This window comes from Acidaminococcus sp. HCP3S3_H5, from assembly GCF_052122235.1.
GTDB lineage: Bacteria > Bacillota > Negativicutes > Acidaminococcales > Acidaminococcaceae > Acidaminococcus.
In genome coordinates, this window is the sequence record NZ_JBQKCS010000002.1 from 53,559 (window position 1) to 73,524 (window position 19,966).

A 19,966-nucleotide genomic window follows, 5' to 3' on the forward strand; every position below is an offset into this window, starting at 1 on the left:
TTATTCCAGTGCTTTTTTCAGCACATCCACTTTATCCAGCCGTTCCCAGGGCAAATCCACATCCGTCCGGCCGAAATGGCCATAGGCAGCAGTCTGGCGGTAAATGGGCCGGCGCAGATCCAGGCTCCGGATAATACCCGCCGGGGTCAGGGAGAAGTTCTTTTCAATCAGTTCCACGATCTTTTCTTCCGGAATGGCAGCGGTGCCAAAGGTGTTCACGCTGATGGACACCGGACGGGCCACCCCGATGGCATAGGCCAGCTGGATTTCGCATTTCCTGGCCAGGCCGGCAGCCACCACGTTCTTGGCCACATACCGGGCCGCATAGGCAGCACTCCGGTCCACTTTTGTGGGATCCTTCCCGGAGAAGGCACCGCCTCCGTGACGAGCCATGCCCCCGTAGGTATCCACGATGATTTTCCGCCCGGTGAGGCCGGAATCCCCCTGGGGCCCGCCGATGACGAACCGGCCGGTGGGGTTGATGTGGTAAATGGTCTTTTCATCCAGCAGATCCGCCGGCACCACCGGCCGGATCACCTGTTCCAGGATGTCCTTCCGCAGCTGTTCCATGGTGATTTCCGGGCTGTGCTGGGCAGAAACCACAATGGTGTCCACCCGTACCGGTTTGTCGTCATCATATTCCACGGAGACCTGGGTCTTCCCATCAGGACGGAGATAAGGCAGGGTGCCGTCCTTCCGGACCTGGGCCAGCCGGCGGGACAGCTTGTGGGCCAGGGAAATGGGCAGGGGCATGTATTCAGGCGTTTCATCGGTGGCATAGCCGAACATCATCCCCTGATCCCCGGCGCCGATTTTTTCTTCTTCTCCCTGGGCGCCCTGTTTGGATTCATCGGATTCATCCACCCCCTGGGCAATGTCCGGGGACTGTTCATCGATGGAGATCAGCACCCCGCAGGTGGCTCCGTCAAAACCATATTTGGCCCGGTCGTAGCCAATGTCGATCACCGTCTGCCGGGCAATCTTGGCAATGTCCACATAGCAGCTGGTGGAAATTTCCCCCACAATATGGATCTGGCCGGTGGCCACCAGGGTTTCGCAGGCAACCCGGGCATCCGGGTCCTGTTCCAGGATGGCATCCAGCACCGCATCAGAGATCTGATCGGCGATTTTGTCAGGATGGCCTTCCGTGACAGATTCAGACGTAAATACTTTCTTCATTATTTCCTCCTTACACAAAAAAAAATACTCCCAAAATGAGAGTACCTATGGGACTCTCATCTTACAATCGACAAACCGCATTGCAGGAATTAGCACCGTTGGCCCAGGGCCATGGTTGCTGTGGCTTCACAGGGCCATTCCCTCCGCCACTCTTGATGAGCTGTATTCGATTTTGCTTTGTAATTATAACAGATACAGTAGGAAAATACAAGACGGGTCCTCAGTAATGGACCACGTCCTGCTCTTTCCGGATCCGGTCCAGGATGGGCCGGGCTTCCTGGCTCTGGAGGAAGTCCCAGGTGGTGGGAGGCACCTGCTCCCGTACCAGCGCCCAGTTTCCTTCCTGGATGGCCTTCCGTACTGTGGAGGCACTGACCACCTGGCCCTGTTCTTCCCGACGGGGCACCACCACGCACTGGATCCCCGCTTCCGGCAGCCGCTTTTCCATCACCTGGTTGTACAGGCCGGTGACCACACTGGTGGGCTCTTCCCCCACATACCGGGCGGTAATCCCCAGTTTCCGGGCGATCTTCACGAAAATGGCCAGATCCAGGTTGGCATGGCTGGCGATCACCGCTTCCGCATCCTTCTGGAAATAGCTGGGGAAGGTGGCCTGGCTGATGATGTAGGGACCGCTGTCATGGTACCGGAGATTGGCCAGGTGCCGTGTCCCTTCCTGGATCAGCTTCTTCCGGACGGCATAGGGGAACAGGCTGGCGTCCTCGCTGACCATGAACAGGTGGACCAGGTCGTTTTCTGCCGCCGCTTTTTCCACCAGGTACTGATGCCCCAGGGTAAAGGGGTTGGCGTTCATGACAATGGCCGCCACTTTGGGAGCTTCCACCCGGCTCCGGGCCAGCTGGTTCAGATAGCTGGAGAAACCTTCCTTCCGGTTTTCCATAAAGACGATCTGGTCTTCGATCCGGGCGATTTCATAAAAACCCAGGTCCCCGAAAAATTTGGCGGAACTGCATTTGGTATACAGGAAAAGGTGGAGATTTCCCCGTTCATACTGGTACTGGACCAAATGGGACACAATCTCGTTCATCAGCCCTTCCCCCTGGTGGTGATGGTCCACCGCCATGCACCGGAGGGTGTTGCCGAAACAGCTTCCGGTGGCAATGGCCCGGTAATCATTGTCGAACATCACACAGGTATAGTCCAGGTTGGCATCCCGGCGGATTCCCTCCTGCTCCAGCAGGGCATCCACCTGGGCATTGGTCCGTTTATCGGAAGGATATACTTGAGAAATAAAATAATCAGACATCACGGTCTCCTTCTGGTTTCAAAGTGAATCCATTATACCACAAAAAAGGGAAAGGAAGGGTTGGTCCGCCAACTCCCTTTCCCTTTTCTTCCCGGTCAGAAACCCAGCTGATCGTTGATCAGGATCACATGGACCCGTTCCGGATGCCGGGCATACCGGGTGATCAGGATCTGGCAGCAGCGGGTTTCCGGCGCCTTGCAGTGGGAACAGAACCCGGTGGTCTTACAAGGTGTCTGGATGTCGAATTTCTGGGCACAGACCGCAGCCGCCGTGTTTTCCGCCCGGTCCAGGGCTGTTTCCAGGCTGGAACACACCTTGTTCAGGCTCACCAGGAACAATACATGGTGGGGCCCGTAGGAAATGGCGGAGACCCGGTTGCCATTGCCGTCGATGTTCACCAGGATCCCGTCCCGGGTCATGGCGTTGCAGCTGGCCAGATACCAGTCCGCATCATAGGCCTTCAGATGGGCCGGCCGCCGGGTGGGATATTCGTCCCGGTCGATGAAGGTCCAGTTGCCTTCCTTCAGTTTCTCCACCAGACCGCTTTCCCGTACGGTGGTGCTGCCGCCCATGTTCACCACACTGCCTTCCGGGATCAGTTCCAGGGCCTTCTGCACCGCCTCTTCCACCGTTGCCGCATAATACCCCTTCATGTTCCGGGATGCCAGCCCCCGGATCACCACCTGGGCCAGCAGTTCATTCCGCCGTCTCAAAGCCTCCTGCATTTCGATTCCCCCTCATTTGTGTTTTTTTTATTTTACCATAGAAAAAGAGGTTGCTGCACCTTTTGTGCAGCAACCTCTCCCTGCCTTACCTTCTTATTTTGCAAAATACCGGGCCAGCAGTCCGTCGAATACACGGCCGTGACGGGCTTCGTCTTTGGCCATTTCATGAACGGTGTCGTGGATGGCATCGTAGCCCAGCTGTTTGGCCAGGGTGGCGATTTCCTTCTTGCCGGCGCAGGCACCCTGTTCAGCGGCAGCCCGCATTTCCAGATTCTTCTTGGTGCTGTCGGTAACCACTTCACCCAGCAGTTCAGCGAACTTGGCAGCGTGTTCCGCTTCTTCGAAAGCGATCCGTTTGTAGGCTTCTGCCACTTCCGGATACCCTTCCCGGTCAGCCACCCGGCTCATGGCCAGGTACATGCCCACTTCGGAGCATTCCCCGGTGAAGTGCTGACGCAGGCCTTCCAGGACCCGTTCATCCACGCCTTTGGCAACGCCTACCACGTGTTCATCAGCGTATTCCTTCACGCCTTCCTTCAGTTCATCGAACTTGTCTTTGGGAGCGCCGCACTGAGGGCACTTTTCCGGAGCTTCTTCCCCTTCATACACATAACCGCACACTCTGCAAATGAATTTTTTCATAATATTGCCTCCCCTAAATGGTCAAGCCCTTTATTTAAGGACTTGCTATTTGTTGATATTTGTTATCTCTTACGGTTTTTATTATAACAGACTCTCAAAATAATGCAAGTACTTTTGGAAAATATTTTTCCATTTCGAAAGGTTTTTATTGCAGTCAGAGGTGCAGCTCTTCCAGCAGCTTCCGGAACCGTTCCCGGAGCCTTTGGTTCCGGACCTGGGGATCCGGTTCCGCCACCTTCAGCTGCCGGCGGAAGCTCCCCATTTTTTCATTGAGGGCCCCCAGTCCTTCCGGCAGGGCCTGTCGGATCTTTTTTTTCACATACTGGGCCACCAAAGGACTCCGGCCTCCGCTGCTGACGGCGCAGACCACTTCTCCTTCCCGGATCAGGGCCGGAAAGATAAAGGAACACAGCTCCGGATCGTCCACCACATTCACCGGGATCCGCTTCTCCCGGCAGAGACGGCTTACGGTCCGGTTCACTTCCCGGTGATTGGTAGCCGCCACTGTCAGGATCCAGTCCCCCCGGTCCAGATCTTCCGGTTCGAAGGTCCGGCTCTCCCACCGGACCGGAAGCTCCCGGAATTCCGACAGGAGTTCCGGAGCCACCACCTGGACCCGGGCTCCGAAATCCACCAGGATCTTTGCCTTGTGGAAGGCTGTCCTGCCTCCTCCCACCAGGAGCACCGGAGCATCCTCCAGCTGGACCATCAAAGGAAAATAGCTCATGATTCCCCTCCCGGCTGTTCCAGGGCCGCCCGGATCCCCGCTGCTGAATGGACCCGGGCTGTTTCCACCTCCAGGCAGCCGGCTTCCCGGGCAGCCCGGGCCGTAACCGGACCGATGCACAGGACCCGGGTTTCCGAAGCCAGGGTATACTGCTGGAAAAAGACCCGGACCCCTCCGGCACTGCCGAAGATCATTACATCCGGAGCCAGGCAGGTCCCTTTTTCCGGCTGTCCCTCCCGGGGGCAGATCCTGTACACAGCAGCATCCCTGTATGGCCGCCCGGCCTTTTCCAGTTCCCGGACCAGATCCGGGGACCCGTTTTCCGCCCGGAGCAGCAGGCACCGCTCCCCAGGTCCCATTTTTTCAGCCAGACTCTTTCCCAGCGCTTCTGCCGTGTAGCATTCCGGAAGCAGATCCGCCTGGAATCCCTGCTCTGCCAGTTCCCGGGCGGTCCCTTCCCCGATGCAGGCAAACCGGGCCTGCCCCAGGAGCCGGAAGTCTCTTTTCTTTTCCCGGAACCACTGGAAAAAGAGCCGGACCCCGTTCCGGCTGGTGAATACCAGCCAGTCCCATTGTCCGAAGTCTTCAGGAATATTCCCCCAAAGTGGCTCTGCGGCCAGAAGGGGCAGTTCTCCTGTTTCCCTGCCGCCCTCAGCCAGTTCCCGTGCCACTTCCCGGCAGAACGAGAGGGTGCCGGTTACCAGGATTTTCTCTTTTTTCCCCGGCGCCTCCGGGCAGAGTCCCAGGCCGGCAACCGGTCCCACCAGGATCACCGCTGGAGGGAAGGCCCCCTGCTGCCGGGCTTTTTCCGGCAGGTCCTCCAGGGTCCCGTCAATGCGTTTTTCCCCTTCTCCGTATCCTCCGCAAAGGACGGAGGCCGGCGTATCCGCTTTTTTGCCGGCCTGAATCAGCCGGCGGCAAATGGTTTCCACCCGTTCCAGACCCATCAGGAATACCAGGGTACCCTGCAGATGAGCCAGGACCTGCCAGTCCTCTTCCGCCCCGTCCCGGGTATGGCCGGTGATCACCGTAAAGGACCGGGCCAGTCCCCGATGAGTCACCGGGATGCCGAAATGTTCCGGCACCCCAATGGCCGAGCTGATTCCCGGCACCACCTGCCAGGGGATCCCGGCCTTCTGGAGAGCCAGGGCTTCTTCTCCCCCCCGGCCGAAGACAAAACTGTCCCCCCCTTTCAGCCGTACCACCCTTTTGCCTTCCCGGGCCTTCCGGATCAGCAGTGCATTGATGGCTTCCTGGGCCACGCTGTGCCGTCCGCTCCGTTTTCCCACCGGCAGCAGTTCCGCTTCCGGACTGGCTTCCAGAAGGGTTTCCGGGGCCACCAGGGCATCGTAGAGCACGGTCTGGGCCCGGGACAGTATCCGGCGTCCTTCCTGGGTCAGAAGGCCCCGTCCGCAGCCGGCTCCCACCAGCCACACTTTTCCCACTGTATTTTCAGTGCCGGTCATAAAGTTCCTCCTTCAGGGACTGGCAGAGCGCCTGCCCATCCTTTTCCTTTCCCATCCGCCGGGCCCGTTTCCCGTCCACCATAGCCATCAGTTCCATCCGTTCCCCGGGCAGGAGCCGGCAGTGGATTCCCACCGGGCAGGAACAGTCTACTTTCATAGCGCAGAACAGCTGCCGTTCCCACCGGAACCGGCGCCAGGTCTCCGGATCAGAGAGCTGCCGGAGGAGCCGGACCAGCTCCCGGTCCTGGGTCCGGCATTCCACTCCGATGATGCCCTGGCAGCCGGCAGGGATCACTTTCTCCGGAGAAAAGGGGATCACCTGGAACCGGCCCATGTCCAGTTCCAGCCGTTCAATGCCTGCCATGGCCAATACGATGGCATCATACTCTCCCCGTTCCAGCTTGTGGAGCCGGGTGGTCACATTCCCCCGGATATCCCGGAACTGCAGGTCCGGCCGCTGCCGGCTGAATTCCCGGATCCGCCGGGGACTGCCGGTGCCCACCACATTGCCTTCACGGAGTTCCTTATCCCGGAGCAGCACCAGGGCATCCCGGGAATCCGCCCCCCGGGGGGTACCGGCGATCACCAGCCCCTGGGCCAGCTGATAGGGCAGATCTTTGACACTGTGGACGGCGATATCCGCCTCTCCACTAAGGAGTTCCCGCTCGATTTCCCGGACAAAGATCCCCCGGCCGCCGATTTTCACCAAGGCGTGGATCCGGTCCCGGTCCCCTGCGGTGGTAATGGTCCGGACTTCCGTTTCCACCCCCGCTTCCTTCAGAAGACCGCATACAATATGAGTCTGTGCCAGTGCCAGCCGGCTGCCCCGGGTGGCTACAATGAGTTTTTTCATCTTATCTCCTTACCCTGGGGGCCAGTTTTCCATAGACCAGCACCGCCAGTACACAAAGGGCCCCGTCCGGCAGCACCGTGCTCAGGAACCAGATTTCCAGCAGCCGGACCAGGCCGATGCCCCCGGTATTCTGCAGGACGAAATTGAACATCACATCATAGTACAGGAGCCCGCAGAAGTAGTAGGCCATTTCTCCCCCCAGGGCCGCTCCCACCAGCCGTTTCCGGCCGGCCTGGAGAGGTGCGTCCCCGGCCAGGGCTCCCGTGACCCAGGCTGCACAGGGGAACCCCAGCAGGAACCCGAAGGTGGGCTTGGCCAGGTACCCCACCCCGCCTCCATGGGCGAAAATCGGCAGCCCGCAGAGCCCCAGCACCAGGTAAGCCAGGACACTGAGGAACCCCTGCCGGCGGCCCAGGAACAGTCCGGCCAGCACCGCCACGAAAATCTGCAGGGAAATGGTCACCTGCCAGATGCCCAGGGGAATCATGATATGGATAAAGGCCCCCACTGCCATGAGAGCCGTAAACAGCCCGCACAGGGCCAGCGAAGAATGATTTGGATGCATGGTACCTCCTGCAAATTCCCCTCTGGAATCCAGAGAAGAAAACTGTGATTTTTGTATCTATTATAACAGGATTTGCTGGTTTTCACCGTTGTTTTTCCCACAGCACCGTGTTTTTTCATTTTTATACATTTCTTTTATATTTTACATAAGAAAACCTGTTATTATTTTTCTTTTTGCTTTTGTATATAATGTATACAAGACACAATATTTCAGACAAGAATCAGAAATCGGGACTTTTTCACAAGGTAAAGTCCCCAGGTTTGGGAGGACGTATTCATGAAATTACATCAACTGCGCTATTTTCAGGAGGTCTGCCGGCAGCACAGCATCACCAAGGCGGCCGAAGAACTGCATATATCCCAACCTGCGGTTTCAGCAGCGATCCGAGAACTGGAAGAAGAATTTGGGCTGAGACTGTTCAAACGGTCCCACAAAAAGCTGATTCTCACCACCGAAGGGTCCTATTTTTCTCTGGAAGTGGAAGAACTGCTCCAAAAAGCCAAGCAGATTGCCGATGATATGACCCGTCTCCAGAAAAAGAACACCTCCATCCGGGTGGGCCTGCCCCCTATGATCGAGGCTCTGGAGATTCCTCTTCTGGCCCTGTTCCACAAGGACCATCCGGACATCCGGCTGGAACTCCATCACGGGAATTCCCTGTCCCTCCGGAAGGCGCTCCAGGATGACCGGATCGACATTGCCATCGTCAGCGGCCAGGACGGGGATCAGGATACCATGGCCGCCCGTGCCATGAAACGCAGCGAAATCGTCTACTGTGTAAACCAGAGCCATCCCTATGCCCGGGAAAAGGTCCTGTCCCTGCCCCAGGTGGCCCAGGATGATCTGGTAGAAATCGAAAACAGCCAGAAATTCCGGGAAACCATCCTGGAGCGGTTCCATCAGGAACGGTGCACCCCCCGGATCCAGTGGTCCACCACCCAGCTGTACACCAAGATCCAGCTGATCCGCAGCGGCGTAGCCGGCGGCTTCCTGTACCGGACGGTGGCGGAACGGGAACCGGAACTGGTGCCCATTTCCCTGAATCCCCCTCTGTATTATGAAATCGAAATGCTGTGGCAGAAAAACTCTGTGGAAAACGAAACCATCCGTACCTTCCTGGAGTTTGCCCGGAAGCACGGGGTCATCAAAGAACCGGAGAATCTGGAACAGACGAAATAAAAGAGGAAAAAGCCTTCTGCTGGGGAAGCAGAAGGCTTTTTCCTTGAAAGGAAGTTGTTTATGATGATTTGATGGGGAAGATGTAACAAGGAGGGGTAATCCCTGTTACGATTATTAGTATACCCATGACCTGTGTCAAAGGAAGGGCAAACCCATGAATAATTTGTGAATTTGACTACTCAGTCAGACAGTCCGAAATATTCATAGATATTCTGGATCAGCCCCTGGGCATTTTCCGGGCTCAGCCCCGCTTTCTGGCTGAGGAGCAGCAGCCCCTTCAACTGGTTCTTCAGAAAGCCGTTGAACTTTTCCGGATCCAGGGACAGGTTGTCCCCTTCCAATTTGTCACTCTGACAGGTGAGCATCACCAGCAGCTTCAGGGTCTCCCCTTCCTTTTCCGCCAGGAAAAAGAGAAAGGGAAAGGCCTCCCCCAGTTTACGGACAAAGGCCACGGCTTTTTTGTTTTCCCACAGGGCCTCCCCGCAGTCCCCGGCAAAGGAAAGTCCCCACCGGCTGCAGAACTTCCGGGCCAGAGCCGGCTGGCTCCCTACCGTCTCCAGCAGCTGGAAATACCGCTGGAGCCGTTCCGGATGGTCCAGTTCCTCCTGATGCACCTGAAATCCGATGAAATCCTGCCGTTCCAGATAGGAACGGATTTTTTCTTCTTCCATGGCTGCCTACCTTTCCTTGATCATTACCGTCCACTGGCCGGGCAATTTCACCCGTTTCCAGGTCCCGGGCCAGTCTTCTTCCAGTTTCGTCTTCAGTTTCCGTGTCTTGGTGTCCACCAGTACCAGGGCCCTTCCCGGCTGCTGCCGGACTTGTCCGTAAGTGGTCCAGGGCATGATGTTTTTGGCGGACCAGCTGTCTTTCCGGGGTTTGAAGGCATCCGCCTCCTCATCAGGCACCAGCATCACCATTTCCCGGCCGGTGTAGAACACCCCGGAAGTGGGATAGCCCCCGCCCCGGATGTAGATGGGCATGTCTTCCGGCACCAGGGCGTTGATGAACTGGGCCGCCATCTTCCCGGTCACATCCTCCATCAAAGGCTTGGCCAGCAGATCCAGACTGCAGCAGTGGAAAGCGATGGTCAGCAGCACCACCGTGGAAAATACTTCCTGGCTGGTTTTGCCTTTATACTTGTGAAAGGCCAGCACCGCCATGCACAGAGTGTAGAGGAGCATGAAATAAAACAGGTTCTGGGGATTGGGGAACACCCCGGGAGCCAGCTTTGTCACCTGGGAGGCGGCGTAGGTCAGCGCCCCGTAGAACAGCAGGTTTCCGACCAGCATCCCCCGGATATCCAGGCGGCTGCCCTTTTTCCAGATGTAATCTGCCGTCAGGACGCACAGAGGCAGCAGCAGGGGATAGGTGTAGGTGATGTATTTGGTGGCCATACACTGGAAGAACACGAAAATGGCGGCGATCCACAGCAGCAGGAAAGCTTCCCGGGGAGCCGGATAGTTCCATTTCCCGTTTTTCCGCAGAAGGCTCCAGAGCATGCCGGGGACAAAGCCCACCCAGGCATAGGCGTTCAGCAGGTTCACCGCCGTATAGTACCAGACCACATTGTCCCGGGGATGTTCGGACACGGTAGCCCGGAGCACGTTCTGGGTCCCCAGGAAGCTGCCCAGGAAATCCGGATGGACCCGGGCCATGGCTATGTACCAGGGCAGAGCCACCAAAAGGAACAGCGGGATCCCGGTGGCCAGCTTGGCATCCTTCAGGCATTTCCAGTCCTTCTGGTACAGCAGGAACAGGGTAATGATGAGCCCGGGCATCAGAAAGCCAATAGGGCCCTTGGTCAGGGTGGCCAGGGCGGACAGGATGTACACCCCGTAGTACCAGTTCTTTTCCCGGCTGCTGTACCCCAGGAAGAAGCACAGCAGGGCCCCGTCCATGAACAGGAACAGCATCCCGTCCGTCAGGACGCTTTTGGAAATAGTAAAGAATTCCAGGGTCATAAGCAGCAAAATACCGCTAAGGAAACCCACTTCTTCCCGGTACAGCCGTTTTCCCGCCTGGACCGTCAGCCACAGGCCTCCCAGCCCAAACAGGGAGGGAAAGAACCGGGCCCCGAATTCGCTGAACCCGAAGATCTTGAACCCCAGGGCAATCATCCAGTAGGCAAAGACCGGTTTGTCATACCAGTACCGGCCATAGATCTGGGGAGACAGCCAGTCTCCGCTGAGGACCATTTCCTTGGCCGTCAGGGCGTAGTTCCCTTCCACACTGTCCGTCAGGGGCAGGGATGAATTCATGAAAAACAGCAAAAAAACCGCCGCGGCCCAAAACCCCAGCCAGTATTTTTTCTTCATACACGTTCCTCCAATGCTTTAGCGTAGACATATCTAATCTATTTTACACTAGAATGGGGGAAGAAGAAAGAGGCTGTTGCAGATGCAACAACCTCTTTCTGGATTGCAGGTGAATCCCTTCCCCCCTATTTTTTATATCCCGGATTATACGGACACCTCTCCCCCAGACACTGCCCGTTCTTTGGATAGAACCCGCAGACTGTGTTTTCTTCCGGCAGGGTGATCCCGAACCGTTCTTTTACGTAGGGAATGGCGGTTTTGAGAGCTGTATAGGCGTCCCTTTTGCAGCACCGGGGTCCCCCCATGGCTGCCAGATTGGCCAGAGCCTGGGAGGTACAGGTCATGTGGCTGCCCCAGGAAGAACCGGTGGTCAACGGGCCTGTTCCTTCCAGGAGAGCCAGGGCGGCGCCTACGGATGCCACGGCCCCGCAGACTCCCCAGTGGCCGCACATGGCCCCGGGCATCTGGAGTCCTTCCCGGCGGAGCTTCTGGAGCATCTCCTCCAAATCAAATTCCATGCCGGCGTTATGGAGGGCCGTCAGCAGGCAGGCCCCGTCCAGCACATGGTGCTCCGGCCCATGGATCCGGACGAAATCCTGTCCTGCCACATGGCGGAAAACGGCCAGGGGATTGGTTTCCTTTTCTTTTACACAGGCTTCGATGATGGCCTGGGTCCGCTGTTCCAGATCGTTCATGCTGCACACCTCATTTCATCCGCTTCAATACTTCCAGCAGCAGGTTCCAGGTCCGCTGGACAGAAGCAATGTGCATGGTTTCCCGGTAGGTGTGGATCTCCGTCAGGGTGGGCCCCAGGGAAATGCAGTCCAGTCCCGGCAGCTTGGCGGCGAACATGCCGCATTCCACCCCCGCATGGATGGCTTCCACTTTAGGGTCCTTTCCGTACTGTTCCCGGTACACCTGGACGAACAGATCCCGGAGTGGGGAATCCGCCCGGTATTCCCAGCCCGGGTAATCCCCTTCCCGGAAGGCCTGACCTCCCAGCTGCCGCAGCAGTCCTTCGATCCGTTCCGCCACCATTTCCTTCTGACTTTCCACGCTGCTCCGGACCAGGAGACCGGCACAGACCTGGTCCCTCTCCGTATACAGGATCCCCAGGTTCAGGGAGGTCTGGACCATGCCCGCCAGTTCCGGGCTCATGGCCTGGACGCCATTGGGCAGACTGGTCAGCAGGCACTGGACCTTTTCTGTGGAAGTCCGGTCCATGGGCAGGGTTTCCGTTACAGCTGGTCCAACAGCCACCTGGAGTTCCGGATCCGTCACATGGTATTCCTTCCGGACCGCCTCTCCGAAAGCTTCCGCCGCCCTCTGGAGCCGGTCCGGTTCCGGGGTCACCAAAAGAGCCCGGGCTTCCCGGGGAATGGCATTGTCCTTGGTGCCGCCTTCCACTTCCACCAGCCGGTACAGGGCTTCCCGGTCCAGATGGAGCAGAAGCCGTCCCAGGAGCATGTGGGCATTGGCCCGTCCCCGGCCGATTTCCGCTCCCGAATGGCCTCCGGTCAGGCCGCTGATTTTCAGTTCCAGGCAGGTGCCTCCAAAGACTTCCCGGCGGACGGGCAGGGCGCAGTTTACATCCACGCCGCCGGCGCAGCCTACGGTAAATACCCCTTCCTCTTCCGAATCCATATTGATCATCCGGCGGCCTTTGAGACCGCTAGCATCCAGGGCTTCCGCCCCCAGCATGCCGATTTCCTCATCCACGGTGAACACCACTTCCAGCCGGGGCCGGGGAATGGCGGGATCATCCAGGAGAGCCAGGCCCATGGCCACGGCAATCCCGTCATCGGCTCCCAGGGTGGTGCCCCGGGCAGTGATTTCATCCCCGGACACTTCCAGGTCCAGGCCTTCTTTTTCCATATCCTTGGTGCAGTCCGGTGCCTTTTCGCAGACCATATCCATATGGCCCTGGAAGATCACCGGAGCCGCCTGTTCATAGCCGGGGGAAGCCGGTCCCACCAGGATCACATTGTCCAGGGCATCCTGATGGACTTCCAGCCCCCGCTGCCGGCCAAAATCCGCCAGCCAGTTGCTGACGGCTTTGGTGTGCCGGGATCCATGGGGGATTTTCGACAGTTCTTCAAAGAAATGGAACACCCGGCGGGGTTCCAGAGAATCCAGTACAGTCATGACGCTACGACTCCTTTGCTTGTTGGTTGGTTTCCTTATATTCCAAGGGTTTACAGGATGCCCAGCATGGGTGCCACGGAAACGATCACGGCCCCGGTAATGAGCAGCAGCAGGGCGCCTTTCAGGATGAATTTCAGATAGATATCATAGGGCACCTTGTACAGTTCCAGGGTCCCCATGTTGGTGGCGCTGGGGTACAGGGCACTGGTGAAGTTGAGCCCGATGGTGAAGCTGGCGATCAGCAGCACCTGGCCGCCCACCGGTCCGATGGGAGCGGTTTCATAAAGGGCATAGGCCACGGCCCCCAGGATGGGCATGGTGATTCCGGCCACCCCGCTGGTGGACTGCATGAAGAAACCGATGGCCACATAGGACCCGATGACCGCCAGGGAGAAGGCCCAGGAGGGCACACCCTGGAGGGCGCTCTGGATCCAGTACACGAAGGTGACGGACATGCCGGCAGTCTTGCTGCCCATGATCACGGAAATCCCGTTGGCAATGGCCAGCACCAGGACCACACTGAGCAGGTCCCGGGCCCCGGCGATGAATTCTTTGATGAAGGTGGCTTCCGGGATCTTGTTGATGATTCCCAGGAGCAGGGCCCCGGCCAGGAACACGAAGGAAAATTCTTCAAAGTACCAGTCCCCGAACTGGGTATAGTGTTCCGCCCCCAGCAGGTTCCCCAGTACCGGTACCTTGGCCAGGGAAGTAAAGGGCAGGTTCACCAGGGTCTTGGCAGTGGTCCCGTCGGCGAACTTGATGGAATCCCAGGGCACATAGCCGCAGATCATGGCAATGACGATCAGCACCAGGAGCCCGATGGACAGGGCCTGCCGGGTGGTGATTTCCACTTCTTCCTGTTTTTCCTCCACCATGGTGTTCACCGGCAGCCCGGCTACAATGGATTTGGAGGGATCTTTCTTCACCCGGGCCGCATACTGGAGCACATAGGCCAAGGCCACCAGATACAGCACCGCAAAGAGCACCAGCCGGAGGACGATGCCGCTGCCCAGGGACAGGCTTTCGTTGCCGATGGCCCCTACGGCTGCGCCAATGGAAAAAGGATTCACCACGCTGGCCATATTGCCTGCGGTGGCCCCTACGGTCAGGACCCCGATCCCGGTGATCACATCATAGCCGGCTAGGACGAACAGGGGCACCACCGCCATGGAGTAGGCGGGGATTTCTTCCCACAGGCCGTAGACGGCACCGAACAGGGCGGAGAAAAAGGTGAGTACCACGATCAGGGTCTTGCCGGTGAACCGTTTCAGCAGCCAGCCGATCCCGGCCCGCATGGCTCCCACATAGTTCAGCAGGTGGAGGAAGGCCCCGGCCATCAGCAGGGCAAAGCACAGCTGGGCCGCCTTTACAAAGCCCTTGGCCGGTGCCATGATGATGTCCCACAGTCCCATGGGCTGGAGTCCCTGGCCTGCGACCACTTTCCCTTTGACCATAATGGCGTCGTAGATGATCTTCTTGGTTCCGTGATCATTGACCACCACCGACTGGGGCACGAACCAGGTAAGGATGGCGGTAAAGATCAGGAACAGGAACACGATGGAATAGGAGCTGAGCATCTTTCTCTGTTTCTTGGGTTGATCGGACATTTCACATTCCTTCTTTCTGCAGTCGCATTTTTGCCGGTGCAGCTGTTGGCTGCGGTTGTACAAAAAAATTATAGCATAGAAAAGCGAATTTTTCGAACTTTTGTACAGTTTGGCAGTGCGGAAAAACAGGGTTGGAGAAGAGACTGAAAGAACGGCCTTCCTGTCCACAGAATAGAGCCTTCATTGACACTTTTCCAGCCGCTGCCGTATACTGGAGCAAAGACGAAAAAAGGAGCGAATCATCATGGCCCAACCTGTACTTGTGAAAAATCTGGCAATCGGCGAAGGGCAGCCGAAAATCGCCATCCCTCTCACGGCCCCTACCCTGTCCGGGCTGGAAGAAGCCCTGGATTCCCTGGCGGAAGCTCCCTGCGACCTGGCGGAGTGGCGGGGAGACTGCTACGCCTCCATCCGGGAACCGGGAAGCTGGCAGGCTCCCCTGGCCCTGTTCCGGCAGCGGATTCCCCACCTGCCCCTGCTGTTCACCATCCGCACCACGGTGGAAGGGGGACAGCTGGAGATTTCCACGGAAGACTATGTGCGGCTGCTGGAAGAAGCGATGGACAGCGGAGCCATGGACCTGGTGGATGTGGAGCTGTCCCGGGGAAAAGATGTGATGGAACATCTGGTAAACCGGGCCCACAGGGCCGGGATCAAGGTGGTGGGATCCTGCCATGATTTCCAGAAGACTCCCTCCCGGGAAACCCTGGTCCGGACCCTGTGCACCATGCAGGACCTGGGCTGCGACCTGGCCAAATACGCGGTGATGCCCCAGAAGGAAGAAGATGTGCTGACCCTTCTGGCCGCCACCCTGGAAATGAAGGAAGGCCATCCCAGGACTCCGGTGATCACCATGGCCATGGGGCCCATGGGGGCCATTACCCGGATCGGAGGAGGCCGGTTCGGTTCCGCCGTCACCTTCGGCACCGCCGGAGCCGCCTCCGCCCCCGGCCAGCTCCCGGCGGACCTGTTGGCCCAGGTGATTCAACGGGTATGAAAAAAGGAACTGTGAAAAAATGAGGAATCATTTTTTCACAGTTCTTTTTTTGTCAGCGGTCAATGGTCAGCGGTCAGCGGACCGTTGACGGGGCTGCTGCGCTGCAGCAGCCCCTTTCTTACTTTTCCAGCTCTTCTCTCATCACCGTTCCCAGTCCTCCAGTCTGGGCGTCTATTTTCTTGTACAGTTCCTGGACGGCGGGCTGGTTCCGGACTGCTTGGTAGAATTCCGGAGGATAGGCCACCAGGGTCATGCCTTTTTTCTGGAGTTTTTCCTTGCAGTCCCGGTCCACCTGGATCAGGGTAGGTGCCAGTTCTTCCCGGGCTTCCCGGACCGCGTCTTCCAAAGCCTTTTGGTATGCCTTGGGCAGATTCTCCCAAGCTTTTTTGTTCAGGACCATTTCGTTGGCGTACAGGATCACATTGGTTTCCGCCACGTATTTCTGGACTTCGTTGAAATTGGCGGAAAGGATGCTGTCCGCCGCATTTTCTTCCGCATCCACAATGCCGCTCTGCAGGGAAAAATACAGTTCCGGCCAGGCCAGAGGCGTGGGATTGGCTCCCAGGGCGGACCAGAAGGCCATATGGTTCCGGTTGCTCATGGTGCGGATCTTCAGCCCCTGGAAATCCTCCACCCTTTTCACCGGCCGGTTGGAGGTCATCAGCCGGTAGGTGCCGTTCTGGAGGGTCCCCATATAGTGGAGCCCCGCCCGGTCATAGGCCGCCGCCAGTTTCTGCCGGAAGGACCCGTCCCCGTTGAGTACCCGGTCGATGGTTTTCCCGTCATAGGGAGCAAAGACCATGGGCAGGTCGAACACCGCTCCCTCCGGCACAAAAGCCGTCACCGGAGCCATCTGGCCCACCACCAGCTGGATGTCGTTGGCCCGGAGCTGCCGGAGCAGGTCTTCGTCCCCGCCCAGTTCCGCATTGGGATGGTAGTCGATGGTCAATTGGCTGCCGGTCCGTTCAGCCACCTTTTGGGCCACCAGTTCCCCGAACCGCTGGCCCACGGAGCCTTTGCCGGAGGAATCCCCTCCCACCAGCACCACTTTGGGCAGACCGGCATAGGGCCCGGCTTCCTTCTCTTTGTTTTCGGCCGCCGGCTGGCTGCCGCAGGCAGCTGTCCCCAAAAGGAGCACCATTCCCAGGCAGGCTGCGGCCAGTTTCTTCCATATTCTATCCATGGCTGTTCCGTCCTTTCTTACCACAATGCCGGCAGGAAGGTGGAAAGCGCCGGAATGTAGGTGATGCCCACCAGAGCCGCCAGGAAAGCACAGATGAACGGAACGGATTTCCGGGCCACGCTCATGGGCTGCTGTTCTGCAATGTTCCCGGCCACAAACAGGTCCAGGCCGAAAGGCGGAGTGGCCAGGCCGATGGACAGGCAGCACACCAGCACCACCCCCAGATGGATGGGATCCACTCCCAGCTTTTTACAGGCCGGCAGCAGCACCGGTACCAGGATGATGATGGCCGGTCCCGTGTCCATCACCATGCCCAGGGCCAGGAAAATCAGCACCAGTACCGTGAGGACCGCCACCCCGGAGGTGAAGTTCCCCAGGATGAAGCTTTCCACCGCTTTGGTAGCCCGGGTCATGGACAGGACCCGTCCGAAAGCGGTGGCAAAGGCCAGCACGAAGGCCAGTCCCCCATAGGTCCGGACCGATTCCCGGAGCATGGGCAGGATATCCCCGAAGGTCATGTTCTTATAGACAAAAAGAGACACCAGCAGAGCATAGAACACGGACACCGCCGCCGCTTCCGTAGGGGTGGTGAACCCGGTGTAAATGCCTCCCAGGACAATCACCGGGCACAGCAGGGCCCAGGCGCTGTCCCGGAACAGCTGGAGGAAACCCATCCTGGACAGTTCTTCCATCCGTTCCCGGACTTTGTCCTTGTCCTCCCCGTTCCGGAGACAGTGGATCACCGCATAGACCATCAGGGCCAGGCCCACCAGGAAGCCGGGGATGATCCCCGCCAGGAACAGTTTCCCGGTGGAAACCCCGGTGGCCAGGGAATAGAGCACAAAGGGGATGGAAGGCGGAATGATGACTCCCAGGCCCCCGGCCACGGCCACCAGACCGGCACTCCAGGTCTTGTCATAGCCCAGTTCCGTCAGGAAGGGCACGCACATGGCTCCCACTGCCGCCGTGGTGGCCGGACCGGAGCCGGAAATGGCCCCGTAGAACAGGCAGGTGAGGATCACTGCACAGGGCAGGCCTCCGGGGATCCGGCCGGCAAAAAAGGCGAAGAAGTTGAACAGTTTCCGGGAAATCCCGCCTTTGGCCATGATCACACCCCCCAGGATGAACAGGGGCACTGCCAGGATGGGGGTGGAATTGGCCCCGGAAAAGGCATTGTTCAGCACCTGGCCCATGGTGCCTCCCTGATGGAACAGGGCAATGGGAGCAGTGGCCCCCAGGATCATGCTGATGCCGATAGGCAGGGACAGAGCAATGGCCAGGAGAAAGACGGAAAAAATCAGTACCGCGGACATTCAGTCATCCCCTTCCCGGGCCAGGGCCGCTTCGTCAGCCGCATCCTGGAGAGTCTGTTCCAGGGTGGACAGTTCCTTTTCCTGGAGATGCTGGACATGGATCCAGAGCATCTGGACGGACCGGACCACTCCCAGGAAGAACCCCAGGACCATGAAGCTGTACACAAAGGCCATGGACCACTGCATAGCCGGGGAAATCTCGTGGCTTTCAGCAATTACTGACACCACTTCCACCGCGTAAAGGCCCAGGACCCCCATGCAGCCCAGAGTGATCCCGTCCACCACCAGATTCAGCACCTTCCGGAGAGTTTCCGGGAGCATGTCCTTCAGCACCCCCACCCGGAGCATACTGTCCATCCGGATGGTATAGGGCAGGGACAGAAAAACGCTCCAGATCCACAAAAACCGGCACAGTTCTTCTGCCCAGGTGAGAGACGCCATGCCCGGGATTTTCCGGACAATGACCTGAAGCATGGTGATGCCGGCAATGAGAACCAGCATCACCACCAGGAAGGTCTCTTCCAGGTGCAGATCCAGCCAGTGGATCAGAGCGTTTACAGAGTTGCGTTGTACTGTCTTGCTGCTTTCCTTCACATTTTCCATTTTGTTTCTCTCCATTCTACTTTGCTACTTTGCAGCAGAAGCCCTACTCCTGCTGCTTTTTTTCTGCCAGGATTTTCTCCAGTTCCTGACCCATGGCTTCCACCGGAGCCTTCTTCCCTGACCACAGTTCCACCTGGGCCGTTCCCTGGTAGAGACTCATGGTGAGCCCGTTCAGCACCGGGCACCCGGCTTTTTCCGCATTTTCCAGGAACCGGGTCCGGGCCGGATTGTAGCAGGCGTCGAAGTAAAACTGGCCGGGCCGGATGTATTCCGGAGGCAGAGGGGTCCGGCCTGCGGTTTTCCCCATGCCCACCCCGCTGGCATTGATGACGGCATTGGCTTCTTTGACCCGGGAAAAATCTCCATAAGCCACGAATTCCGCCACAGGTGCGAAGTTTTTGTTGATGTCCGCCACCAGGCTCCGGGCGCTTTCTTCCACCAGATCCGTAATCAGGATCCGGCCGGCTCCATGGTAGGCCAGCGCCGAACAAATGGCCCGGCCGGCTCCGCCGCTGCCGAAGCAGAAGAAGGTCTTTCCGCTGACGGGCACCCCGGCTTCCTCCAGGGCCCGGTAAAAGCCCACCCCGTCGGTGTTGTACCCTTTCAGCCGTCCATCCGGCAGTTTCACCACCGTATTGCTGGACCCCATTTTGGCACACAGGGGATCCAGTTCGTCCAGGTATTCCAGGACTTTCACCTTGTTGGGCTTGGTGACGGCAAACCCGGCAAAGGGCATGTGCCGCAGTCCCTGGATGATTTCACCCAGGTGTTCGTTCCCGGTCACCGTGTAGAAATACACCAGGTTCAGCCCTGCCGCCTCATACCCTCTGTTCTGCATCCGGGCCGCAAAGGATTGGGCCAGGGGATCTCCCAACAGGGTAATGAAACGGGTGTGGATATCGATATGCATGTTCTACCATCCTACTTTCCTGCTCTGCGGGACAGTCCCGCATTTTGTATACATTCGTGATGTTTTTCATTTTAGGCCTGTAATGCTGTTTTGTCAATGACTTCCCCTACAGGGTTGACAGCCGAAGGAAATCAATTTTAACAAATTGATCTTAAAATCGGTCAGACCGTAGGGGGCGCAGGCCCGGTGCCCCGCTGAATGCACGAACCAACGATGCAAAAGCGGGCTCCCCGGCGTGGAGCCCCTACGGGTCCAATTTACACATTCATAGAATTTGCCTGCAAATT

19 protein-coding genes and 1 riboswitch are annotated in these 19,966 nt (G+C 58.1%); of the genes, 2 read left to right on the forward strand and 17 right to left on the reverse strand.

What is annotated here, in order from left to right; all coding sequences use genetic code 11:
* From metK to ACTQY5_RS02710, 8 genes are all read right to left on the reverse strand, one after another.
* On the reverse strand, window positions 1-1,179 hold the full coding sequence (gene metK / locus ACTQY5_RS02675; RefSeq protein WP_022487114.1) for a methionine adenosyltransferase: 1,179 nt from the start codon (window positions 1,177-1,179) through the stop codon (window positions 1-3).
* A gap of 53 nt (window positions 1,180-1,232) precedes the next feature.
* Window positions 1,233-1,341: riboswitch (SAM riboswitch) on the reverse strand.
* A gap of 58 nt (window positions 1,342-1,399) precedes the next feature.
* Entirely contained in the window at window positions 1,400-2,449 is a 1,050-nt protein-coding gene (gene citC, locus ACTQY5_RS02680) for a [citrate (pro-3S)-lyase] ligase (RefSeq protein WP_441368776.1), read from the reverse strand.
* A 92-nt stretch (window positions 2,450-2,541) separates the two neighbouring features.
* Window positions 2,542-3,171 carry a lactate utilization protein gene (locus ACTQY5_RS02685; RefSeq protein ID WP_022487112.1) on the reverse strand — a complete coding sequence of 210 codons (630 nt, stop codon included), beginning with the start codon at window positions 3,169-3,171 and terminating at the stop codon, window positions 2,542-2,544.
* A gap of 93 nt (window positions 3,172-3,264) precedes the next feature.
* Window positions 3,265-3,813 (reverse strand): ferritin family protein, encoded by a 549-nt coding sequence (locus ACTQY5_RS02690; protein ID WP_012938354.1) that lies wholly within the window; start codon window positions 3,811-3,813, stop codon window positions 3,265-3,267.
* Between the two features lie 154 nt (window positions 3,814-3,967).
* Window positions 3,968-4,540 (reverse strand): precorrin-2 dehydrogenase/sirohydrochlorin ferrochelatase family protein, encoded by a 573-nt coding sequence (locus ACTQY5_RS02695; RefSeq protein WP_022487111.1) that lies wholly within the window; start codon window positions 4,538-4,540, stop codon window positions 3,968-3,970.
* The gene (gene cobA / locus ACTQY5_RS02700) at window positions 4,537-6,006 is read right to left on the reverse strand and encodes a uroporphyrinogen-III C-methyltransferase (protein WP_441368777.1); all 1,470 of its coding nucleotides are present in this window, start codon (window positions 6,004-6,006) and stop codon (window positions 4,537-4,539) included. Before cobA ends, ACTQY5_RS02695 begins: the two co-directional genes overlap by 4 nt.
* The gene (gene hemC / locus ACTQY5_RS02705; RefSeq protein WP_441368778.1) at window positions 5,993-6,859 is read right to left on the reverse strand and encodes a hydroxymethylbilane synthase; all 867 of its coding nucleotides are present in this window, start codon (window positions 6,857-6,859) and stop codon (window positions 5,993-5,995) included. Before hemC ends, cobA begins: the two co-directional genes overlap by 14 nt.
* A gap of 1 nt (window position 6,860) precedes the next feature.
* Window positions 6,861-7,424 (reverse strand): biotin transporter BioY, encoded by a 564-nt coding sequence (locus ACTQY5_RS02710; RefSeq protein ID WP_022487470.1) that lies wholly within the window; start codon window positions 7,422-7,424, stop codon window positions 6,861-6,863.
* A gap of 276 nt (window positions 7,425-7,700) precedes the next feature.
* Here ACTQY5_RS02710 and ACTQY5_RS02715 point away from each other — a divergent pair, with 276 nt between their 5' ends.
* Complete coding sequence (locus tag ACTQY5_RS02715; RefSeq protein WP_022487471.1) at window positions 7,701-8,603, forward strand: LysR family transcriptional regulator; 903 nt, start codon at window positions 7,701-7,703, stop codon at window positions 8,601-8,603.
* Between the two features lie 179 nt (window positions 8,604-8,782).
* Here the strand turns inward: ACTQY5_RS02715 and ACTQY5_RS02720 are convergent, their stop codons facing one another.
* The 5 genes from ACTQY5_RS02720 to ACTQY5_RS02740 form a co-directional block, all read right to left on the reverse strand.
* On the reverse strand, window positions 8,783-9,274 hold the full coding sequence (locus ACTQY5_RS02720; protein WP_441368779.1) for a hypothetical protein: 492 nt from the start codon (window positions 9,272-9,274) through the stop codon (window positions 8,783-8,785).
* A gap of 6 nt (window positions 9,275-9,280) precedes the next feature.
* Window positions 9,281-10,921 carry an ArnT family glycosyltransferase gene (locus tag ACTQY5_RS02725; protein ID WP_441368780.1) on the reverse strand — a complete coding sequence of 547 codons (1,641 nt, stop codon included), beginning with the start codon at window positions 10,919-10,921 and terminating at the stop codon, window positions 9,281-9,283.
* A 125-nt stretch (window positions 10,922-11,046) separates the two neighbouring features.
* Window positions 11,047-11,616, reverse strand: a complete 570-nt coding sequence (locus tag ACTQY5_RS02730) for a DUF5714 domain-containing protein (RefSeq protein WP_288310916.1) — start codon at window positions 11,614-11,616, stop codon at window positions 11,047-11,049.
* Window positions 11,617-11,626: 10 nt separating this feature from the next.
* A complete protein-coding gene (locus ACTQY5_RS02735) occupies window positions 11,627-13,066 on the reverse strand; it encodes an aminoacyl-histidine dipeptidase (RefSeq protein ID WP_441368781.1) in 1,440 nt (479 codons plus the stop codon).
* Window positions 13,067-13,116: 50 nt separating this feature from the next.
* Window positions 13,117-14,673: a YfcC family protein gene (locus ACTQY5_RS02740; RefSeq protein WP_288310918.1), complete on the reverse strand. Its 1,557-nt coding sequence runs from the start codon at window positions 14,671-14,673 to the stop codon at window positions 13,117-13,119.
* Window positions 14,674-14,917: 244 nt separating this feature from the next.
* Between ACTQY5_RS02740 and aroD the strand changes: the two genes are divergently transcribed.
* Entirely contained in the window at window positions 14,918-15,670 is a 753-nt protein-coding gene (gene aroD, locus ACTQY5_RS02745) for a type I 3-dehydroquinate dehydratase (protein ID WP_154487667.1), read from the forward strand.
* A 118-nt stretch (window positions 15,671-15,788) separates the two neighbouring features.
* On the opposite strand, the gene ACTQY5_RS02750 is transcribed toward aroD, so the two are convergent.
* Genes ACTQY5_RS02750 through ACTQY5_RS02765 form a run of 4 tightly spaced genes read right to left on the reverse strand, consistent with a single transcriptional unit; the run spans window position 15,789 to window position 19,679 of the window.
* Window positions 15,789-16,853, reverse strand: a complete 1,065-nt coding sequence (locus ACTQY5_RS02750) for a TRAP transporter substrate-binding protein (RefSeq protein WP_288310919.1) — start codon at window positions 16,851-16,853, stop codon at window positions 15,789-15,791.
* A gap of 17 nt (window positions 16,854-16,870) precedes the next feature.
* A complete protein-coding gene (locus ACTQY5_RS02755; RefSeq protein WP_441368782.1) occupies window positions 16,871-18,166 on the reverse strand; it encodes a TRAP transporter large permease in 1,296 nt (431 codons plus the stop codon).
* Window positions 18,167-18,769 carry a TRAP transporter small permease gene (locus ACTQY5_RS02760; RefSeq protein ID WP_288310921.1) on the reverse strand — a complete coding sequence of 201 codons (603 nt, stop codon included), beginning with the start codon at window positions 18,767-18,769 and terminating at the stop codon, window positions 18,167-18,169.
* Window positions 18,770-18,812: 43 nt separating this feature from the next.
* The gene (locus ACTQY5_RS02765) at window positions 18,813-19,679 is read right to left on the reverse strand and encodes a shikimate dehydrogenase family protein (RefSeq protein ID WP_288310922.1); all 867 of its coding nucleotides are present in this window, start codon (window positions 19,677-19,679) and stop codon (window positions 18,813-18,815) included.
* Between the last annotated feature and the right edge of the window lie 287 nt (window positions 19,680-19,966).